The sequence below is a fragment of the Bacteroides sp. genome (assembly GCF_019417265.1).
GTDB lineage: Bacteria > Bacteroidota > Bacteroidia > Bacteroidales > Bacteroidaceae > Phocaeicola.
The window spans coordinates 1-7,117 of record NZ_DXVR01000069.1; the positions used below are offsets into that span (position 1 = coordinate 1).

Consider the following 7,117-nt stretch of genomic DNA (forward strand, 5'->3'; position numbering starts at 1 on the left):
ACCGGATACACCTTCCATTCCTTCTCCATGGCATCAATCTTCAGCCCCTTGAACAGCTCCTTCCTGCCGAGGAAGTAATTCTTCAGCGTCGATACCAGCAGACTCTTTCCGAAACGGCGCGGACGGCTCAGGAAATAGATACTACCTCCATGCGTCAGGTTATAAACCATGTCTGTCTTGTCGATGTACAGATAACCGTCCTCGATTATCCGGTCGAAACTTTGTATTCCTATAGGGTATTTCATGTTGGTCAATTAATAATTAAGGGTTAATAATTAGAACTTCCTCTCATGGCAAAGATACGAAAACTTTTAGTATTTACCCGTTCCTGACTCATAATAAACTTCATCAACAGTTGTTTTTTTTAATGACATTCTTTACCTCCTCTACCTCCTTTATTCAATACGGTTCCCCCAGATGCTTCACTATAATCTCCACTTCCGGTTTCAGCAGATACTGGCGGTTCTTGTCATATCCCGCAGCTTCCAGTTCTCTCATCATCATGCCGCACCTCGAGAGCCACCTCCTGAAGCTTCTGGAGGCGGATTCCTTTGTGGCATTCGGGAAATACATCATTGCCAGTTCACATTTCTTATACAGCCGAGGCTTGAAAGCCTCCTGCTCGTCATCGGTATATCTGTTCATGTTGAGTTTTTAAGTTCTTAAGTTTTTTAGTTGTCAACTTTTATACCGTAAAGTTACTAAAAATCAGCCTGTTCTGCAAGATATTTCCCTATGACTTTGGCAGTTTGTCCTCCTTTGTACGGCTTTGTCCTTATTATGAAACGTTTTGAGGAAACATCATGTTTTATTGTATAAAAAAGCGGTAAGAACTTAATCCCACCGCTTTCATATTGCCTCCATAGAGGACTTTTGTAAACAAATGCCACAATTAAAGATGCACGGCAAGCATTTCGCTTCCTGCCCTATGTATAGCTTCTTCTATCTTTGATTTTTGAGATTCAGAAGCAAATGCTATGCGCTGTTTGTACTGGCGCATTAATGATGGATTTATCCCGGCATACTTTGCAAATGTCGATACGCTGATAAATTTGAAACATTCAAAGAATGATGCAATATCATACTTATAATCAAATTCGACATCCGACAATGAAGCCGGTACTTCTTTGCCGGCCTCCGAAAGCATAGATTTGTAATCATTCACTGCTTCGATCAAGGCCTGTTTGGCCTCCTCTACAGTATTTCCTTGTCCATTCAGGTTGAATCCGTCAAATTCCGGGACGTAGACGCTTATTGTCTTGTCATCCCACATTTCCACAATAGCTGTTGTTTTCATTGTCTATTCTTTTTTTAATTTGTAAACAAATGTGCGGGTCATTTAAGGCCCGCATCTTTCATCATGCTGTTCAATGTGCCGCCTTTAATCTCTTGCGAGCCATGTCGTCCAACACGAAAGTATTTGCCTGTCTTAGGACTAAACCAAACATCGTGTTCTTTGCCATGGCTCACGAAATAGCAGCCTATCTTAGCAGCCTTCTTCAAGAACTCTGTTGTTTTCATAATTCAAAGAGCATTTGTTTACGACTGCAAATATAACATATTTGTTATAAAAAACCAAGAGAAAAAGTGAATTTCTTCAGTGGAAATCTTCCCCTAAAAAAACGCCCCGTCGTTTTACCTTAAACGACGGGGCGTTTTACTTCGAACGACGAAGCGTTTTTCCGAAGCCTTCCGGAGCCATAAATTCCACCCCGAAAAATGCGGTTTAGGTTCAGGGTTCACCACCTATATTATAATATTCCCGTAAGCAGTATGTCTGTCTTTTCGTAGACGTTGCAACCCTTTGATACTAAGCCACTTTCCAAATATTTTTTCAGTGCCCTTTTTGCCGTACTTTCGCAGATTCCGCGTTTTTTGGCCTCATTTTTGAACTCGATGAACCTAAATTGAACCCCCATTTTCCTCAGCGCCGGCATCACTCTCTGGAAGCCTGTCATCTTGTTTCTCACACACCTCTCTATAAGAATGGTAGTGGTATTGGCAGAATGCTTCATACAAGTCTGCACTATTCTTACCGCACTGTCGAAATCCTCGTCCTGGCAGGTAAATTCCGTCACCTGCCATCCCGCCTCCAGTATCCTCAGACCGCACAGCACCATCGCCACCCTCATCGCTATCAGTCCGCCTCTGAACACTATGGCCGACATGTTCGGATTGCCCTCGGCAGACATCACCGCCAGTTCCGTTCCGAACACCTTGTCATGCTTCTCCCACTGCTCCTTCGTGAAGTTTATCGTCACCTCCTTGCCTAAGGAGTCGAAGAAATTCACTTTCAGCCTCTCTGCCAGGTCCTCAAACAGCTCACGTATATTTATCTTTCCCTTCTCCGACAGCGGCGACTGCGACTTCCATTTACAGTCCGACCTCAGGATGTAGAAGAGGAATCGGCTGTACATACCGTCCTCCACGGTTTTTACGAACCGTGCGAGCTGCTCCGGAGTGCCCGACATCATCAGTGCCAGCCGTGGCGATTCAATCTCCACCGGCTCCTTGTCCGTCTTGAAGCTCTGCCCCACCGTCTCATGGTGGAAAATCATTCTCAGCTCGGCCGTCTGTTTGCCGTAATCTGTTCTCAGTGCCTCCGCCAGGCTGTCAATCTCCGTCACCACCATCACATTGCCATGCTCCTGCGCATCCCTCAGAGTGTGCATCATCTGGCTTTTCGAGATATTGGGCGGCATGAACAGCATATCCCTGACAGGCTCTTCCGGCTTCAGGTCGATATCGGGTGCCCTCCTTTCCTTGAAGGCCGCTCTCACCTCCATCTCCCATCCCAACAGCTTCGCCTCATACTCCTTCTTCGCCTGCCTGTACTTCTTTTCCAGTTCCGCATGAATCTTCTTCCCGAGCAGAGAGGCATGTACCGCCATACCCTTACCGGCACCCGCATAGGCCACAAAGCATGAGTACAGATGAGCCGAATTCTTCTGATTGCCGTACATGGTCCTCAGGGCCGGGAAAAGACCGCTCATCACCGTGATGCACGACAGCAGCAGCACGTCCCTCTCCTTTCTGTCCTTGGCCGTCGACAGCAGTTTCAGCAGACTGTCCGGCAGAGTTCCGAAGATATCGTCAGGCAGGCTCGGACACATCCGCTCTATCACCTCATCCTCGTCCTGATTTTCGGGTTCATCAGGGTTCACCCCATCTGAACCTTCGGCCGGAAAATCGCCGTTTTCAGAAAATTCATTTTCAGGCAACTCCTGATTATCAGCCATTTCCGCATATGCATCACGGTAAATAAGGTTCATACCCCTGTTTTGAACCTTCCCCCCGAAAAATCCACTGTTTTTCACCCCCTCAGTGCCATGCTCATATCCCCAGACCACGGCGTTCCTCACCTCCTTCTCCGGCATCCCCGGCTGTACCGCACGGCTGCATGCGCGGGCCACTGCATCATCAAGCTGCCAACTCTCCACACCCATCCATCGCAGATACTTTCCGAGGTAGAGCAGAGTCTCATGCCGGCTCCCCTCCGTGTACGCATTATTCTCGAAGAAACGGTCTATCACCGCCTGAGTGTCCACATTGTGGCTGTTTCCCATAGCAGACCGTGCCGACTGCACGCGGAAGTCCTCCGATGTGTCCGGTCCCACAGCCGGCACATAGCTCAGCGGATTACCCTCCGTGCCATAGTCGAACACCGCAGCCTCCGGGTTATAATACACCTCCGGGTCGTACGAAGCCAGACTCGTGCGTGCAAAGTCCTTACACTGCATGTCAGGTTCCAGTCCCGTCAGAGCCTTCAGACCCTCCGCCACCTTCTCGTACGCATTGCGATACACATCTATGTGCACCATGCCGCCGTTCACCACCACCCTCAGTCCCCGTCCGGACGAAGTGACATGCACCATCACCACCCATTCGAACACTATGAGCAGGTCGCGTGCCGCCTTCACCTGTTGCGGAGTCAGATTGTCGAAGTCAAACATGAGCCACCCCGTCCTCTCCGTTGTCTTCGCAAAGAACCGTCCCATACGGCAGTCCCCCGCAAAGACCACGGCCGGCAGCTTCATCTTCCACTCCCTTGCCTCGTCCTTCATACCTTTTTCTATAAAGGAACGGACCTTCTCCACTATAGTTCTGTACTTGCCATCCCTGATGGCATCTCTCCATTCTGCGGCGTCTATCACGCCCTGCGCCTCCTTGCTGTAGAGGTTGCTGAATAATGTGATATTCATTTATGTGAGTTTTTGAGTTTTTAGTTCTTAATTATTAATTATTAATTCTCTTCCCCAAATTTCGCCATTATCTTTTCCCCTTCCAAATGTTAAAAACTACCGCCTGCATCCCCTCTGCGTACCCCTTATCCGTATTGGTCCCTTTTTCTCCTCCCATGGCGGTAGATTTTAACCCGTCTAAAATTTAACAATCTTTTGCAAAGCAGAGGGCTGCATGTCCCAGAATTTTGGCACTTCTTTTCAGATTCGCTCTTTCCTTCCTTGTCAGATTAGAGTTTTTCAGAGCATTCAGCAAGTTTGCGATTCTCATCAGGTCGCGACACAGGATATCAATTTCCTGTTTTTTTCTCGTTCTTCATGTTTTTCATATATTTAATAATTTGGTAAAATCACAAAAATACCATTTAATGGCTATATAAGTGCGTTTTTCTTTCTCAGTTAGAAAATTATTTACTACTTTTGCAACCAACAGTCAATGAAGTTAAACTCATAAAATATGCCTGAACACAAACCATATACAGATGACAGTTACGAAAGACTTGAGGGGGAATCAGGATTGTCTATAGATGAAAACCCATCCTTAGATGTCTACCCCAATGCAGAGGTCAGGATAATTCCGGCACAGTACAGTGTATCGCATATCCATCGTCTTTGCGAAATCAGGCATGAACTTATCCTCGACCCCGAGTTTCAGAGAAACAGTGTTTGGAAGACCACTCAGAAAACGGAACTTGTAGAATCTATTCTGATGGGAATACCTATTCCTGTGATATATCTGTTCGAGTCAAAGGACGGTAAAAAGCAGGTGGTTGACGGACGTCAGCGCATATCGGCGATAATTGATTTTCTTGAAAACAGGTTCAGGCTTAAGAACCTGAAGATATTGGGATTTCTCAACGGAAAGAACTTCAGCGAGTTGGAGCCAAAGTTACAGGGGATATTTGAAGACTTTCAGCTGTCGTTCTATATCATACAGCCTCCCACTCCCGAAAGGGTCAAGTACGACATTTTCGACAGGGTTAACCGTGGAGGGACAAAGCTCAACAGCCAGGAGATGCGTAATGCCCTCTATCGCGGTACAAGCACCGGTCTGATAAAGAAAATAGCCGAGTCCGTGGAGTTCAAGAAAGTTACAGGCGACGATATAAATTCCAAGCGTATGAGAGACAGATATGTTGTCCTTCGTGCCCTTGCATTTTATTTATACTATATCGGAGAGCTTAAAGACCCATACACACTTCAAAGATTAGATTACAAGAGCGACATAGACGATTTTCTCGCCAGAACTATGATTTACATAAACGAGAATATAAAAGGCGACAAGATACAGGAACTGTACAGACGTTTTACCGATGCCTACAGGAGAATATATGATATGTTCGGCGATAATGCATTCCGTTTTATGTCAAGCACCATCTCGTCCAGACGTCGTCCCATCAACATGCCCCTGATGGAGATAATAACCCTTATCTTCCTTTTGGATGAAAGAAAGGTCTACGACACAAGACCCGGTGCAATAGAAAGATTCAAACTTGATCTTGATCATTCGCAGCTATGCAATAAAAATGTTGATTCAAGCCGCAGCTGGAATAGAAGACTCTATATGATAAAAGAATTTTTGGAAGAATTATGATACACAGACTGGAAATACAAGGTTATAAGAATATAGGCGAAGAAACATTCCGTTTCAAGCCTGTCACTATATTCACCGGCTTGAACTCTACAGGGAAGTCAAGCATCCTTCAGGCCATACTTATGTTGGCCAAGGAGACTTCATTCGGTGGAATCCATCTGAACAAGATATTGTCATCATCTTTTGATGTCATCCGCAATAAATATACCAATGCCTCTGTTATAGAAATAAATACCCTTACAGACAAAGGTGAATTAACCTACAGACAGAGCAGGACTGAAAAGACCGTCAATCCCGGCTATCCGGTAAAAATACTCCCCGATTATGAAAACGGGCTCTTCTACCTTTCCGCCAACAGAAAAGGCGTAGAGAACGATGCCATATATTCCGATGAGGTGATATGCGGATTCGACGGCGATTATATATACGGCACCTACGAGAGAGAAAAATCCAAGGAACTGGATGCAGGCCTTATCAAGGACCAGGAGTCGCACACATTGGCTTCGCAGGTCAATTACTGGCTTAAGTACATCCTCAGCCTGCCCATTGAGTTCTACACTATAAAAAGCAGTGCCGAGAAAGTGGATGTCCGTTTCAGGAGCGATTCTTTCAGCGATTTGGTCCCTTCACAGTTAGGTTCCGGTGTGAGCTATCTTGTAAAGATACTTATACTATGCCTTCGTGCTTCCAAGGGTGATGTCATACTCATAGAGAATCCGGAGATACATTTGCATCCCGGAGCACAGTCACGTCTTGCCGACTTCTTCACCATGATAGGCAATAACGGAATCCAGCTTCTTATCGAGACCCATTGCGAGAATCTTCTCAACAAGTTCCGCTATGAAGTCTATAAAAAGGAGTTGAATACTGACGACATTGTGATTTATTATAAGAAAGATATAGTAACACCATTCGAGAGCATAAGCATCTGTTCAAACGGAGATTACGCCCCTGCGTTTCCGGAAGGATTTTTCGATGCTACTTTGGGCGAACTTTTAGAAATGGAATAAATGGCAGCGAACAATAACAGTGTGGCTCTTAGCGATGAACTTCTGAAAGAATACTTCAAGTTCACCGGCAACTCCGATTATGACAGGACAGTCATAGAACGCTTGTTGCACTATTACAAACCGGTTTATATAACAAATATAAGTCAGTTGGAAAGGATAAACCATACGATAGACAATAATCTCAGACAGAAATTGCATGCCTGCGGATTGCGCAGACAGACTGTCGAGGAACTTGCAGCCATGACCAGATACAAGATTATACTGTCAAAAAA

At 45.6% G+C, this 7,117-nt stretch carries 7 protein-coding genes and 1 pseudogene; 3 read left to right on the forward strand and 5 right to left on the reverse strand.

The window, feature by feature from the left end; translation table 11 throughout:
- From QZ379_RS08930 to QZ379_RS08950, 5 genes are all read right to left on the reverse strand, one after another.
- The coding region (locus tag QZ379_RS08930) for an AAA family ATPase (RefSeq protein WP_291563393.1) at positions 1-245 on the reverse strand (245 nt) is incomplete at its 3' end.
- A gap of 154 nt (positions 246-399) precedes the next feature.
- Positions 400-645, reverse strand: coding sequence for a DUF4248 domain-containing protein (locus tag QZ379_RS08935; protein ID WP_291563395.1), 246 nt, complete (start codon positions 643-645; stop codon positions 400-402).
- Positions 646-892: 247 nt separating this feature from the next.
- Positions 893-1,297, reverse strand: coding sequence for a pilus assembly protein HicB (locus QZ379_RS08940; protein WP_291563397.1), 405 nt, complete (start codon positions 1,295-1,297; stop codon positions 893-895).
- 38 nt (positions 1,298-1,335) lie between these two features.
- On the reverse strand, positions 1,336-1,521 hold the full coding sequence (locus QZ379_RS08945; RefSeq protein ID WP_291563399.1) for a type II toxin-antitoxin system HicA family toxin: 186 nt from the start codon (positions 1,519-1,521) through the stop codon (positions 1,336-1,338).
- Positions 1,522-1,751: 230 nt separating this feature from the next.
- A complete protein-coding gene (locus tag QZ379_RS08950) occupies positions 1,752-4,202 on the reverse strand; it encodes a DUF3987 domain-containing protein (protein WP_291563403.1) in 2,451 nt (816 codons plus the stop codon).
- 496 nt (positions 4,203-4,698) lie between these two features.
- Between QZ379_RS08950 and QZ379_RS08955 the strand changes: the two genes are divergently transcribed.
- The 3 genes and pseudogenes from QZ379_RS08955 to QZ379_RS08965 all read left to right on the forward strand — a co-directional run.
- On the forward strand, positions 4,699-5,835 hold the full coding sequence (locus QZ379_RS08955; RefSeq protein ID WP_291563406.1) for a DUF262 domain-containing protein: 1,137 nt from the start codon (positions 4,699-4,701) through the stop codon (positions 5,833-5,835).
- A complete protein-coding gene (locus QZ379_RS08960; protein ID WP_291563410.1) occupies positions 5,832-6,845 on the forward strand; it encodes an AAA family ATPase in 1,014 nt (337 codons plus the stop codon). The genes QZ379_RS08955 and QZ379_RS08960 overlap by 4 nt, the downstream gene beginning before the upstream one ends.
- Positions 6,846-7,117 (forward strand): annotated as a pseudogene (locus QZ379_RS08965) (hypothetical protein); the annotation flags it as partial.